Consider the following 845-nt stretch of genomic DNA (forward strand, 5'->3'; position numbering starts at 1 on the left):
TAGGGCGTGTCTTCAATTGGATAAGCCATAAATAATAGTTACAATACCGCATCTATTGAGTCGATGCGAGAAATACAAGCTATGGCAAGAAAAGCATTAACAGATACGCTTTGGGATCAATTGCAATCGACGATGATAAAGTACGGCTGCTATCAAACTCAAAACAGCCGAGAGATTATGGAAGCCATACGGTGGAAACTCCGTACAGGCGCGCCTTGGCGTGACATACCTGAAGAATTATGTTTGTGGAAAACAGCCTATAGTCGTTTCAACCGCTGGTCGAAAACTGGCTTATGGGCAGATTTTTTTTTAGCTTACGAAAAGAAATTGATACGGAATGGGTATTCACAGACGGAAGCTATGTTCGCTGTCATCAGCATGCAAGTGGAGCTAGGCTTGGTGAAGATAGAGCAATTGGACAAAGTCGTGGCGGCGCAACTACAAAAATACACTTATCCTGTGATGCCGATGGATATCCGCTCAATTTTAAAATCACTGGGGGTGAAGTCCACGACAGTCAAATTGCAGGTGAATTGATTGAAATGATTGGACAAGCTGATTACTTCATCGCTGATAAAGGCTATGACTCACAAGCGATCAGGGATAAAGCTCAAAGTCACGATATGATACCCATCATTCCCAAAAGAAAAAACGCCAAACAACCTAATCCAGAGTTTGATAGCTATTTGTACAAACTGCGTCATCTTGTTGAAAATATGTTTGCAAGACTCAAGCACTTTCGTAGTATCACTACTAGATATGAGAAGTTGGCTCGTAATTTTAAGTCAATGCTCTATCTGGCGTGTACTATCGTTCATTGTAAAATGAATTGAAGACAGGCCCTA

Annotated in this window: 1 protein-coding gene; it reads left to right on the forward strand. The window is 41.4% G+C overall.

The features are described from left to right. Positions 1 to 81 precede the first annotated feature (81 nt). Positions 82 to 833, forward strand: a protein-coding gene (locus IP485_RS13690; RefSeq protein ID WP_198327770.1) for an IS5 family transposase whose coding sequence is annotated in 2 segments (ribosomal slippage) — positions 82 to 289 and positions 289 to 833 — 753 coding nt in all. Because the reading frame shifts where the segments join, the coding sequence is not laid out codon by codon here. The last annotated feature ends 12 nt before the right edge of the window (positions 834 to 845 follow it).

This window comes from Psychrobacter sp. NG27, from assembly GCF_016106655.1.
In the GTDB taxonomy this organism is placed as follows: Bacteria; Pseudomonadota; Gammaproteobacteria; order Pseudomonadales; family Moraxellaceae; genus Psychrobacter.